Here is a 252-nt window from a genome sequence, read left to right on the forward strand (position 1 = left end):
TGTTAGGGAGGCAATTGTTGGTGTGACAAAAGGATTAACTGATGTGTTTGAAAATGAAGTTGATGAATACCAAAAAAAGAAAAAAAGTATTTCTGAGTTTCGCCAAAGCTTATCTGAGTTTATAGCAAGTACGAATAAAGGGAAGCCATTAATATTCATTGTTGATGAACTTGACAGATGTAGACCTAATTATGCAGTTTCAATATTAGAGCAAATTAAGCACTTCTTTTCAGTTTCTAATATCGTTTTTAT

The 252-nt window shown here is 31.3% G+C and carries 1 protein-coding gene; it reads left to right on the forward strand.

The window, feature by feature from the left end; all coding sequences use genetic code 11:
• Positions 1–252: P-loop NTPase fold protein (locus tag ACRHNM_RS17490; protein WP_431137922.1), on the forward strand; the 252-nt coding region annotated here is incomplete at both ends.

Source organism: Psychroserpens mesophilus (assembly GCF_050617655.1).
Lineage (GTDB): Bacteria > Bacteroidota > Bacteroidia > Flavobacteriales > Flavobacteriaceae > Psychroserpens > Psychroserpens mesophilus_A.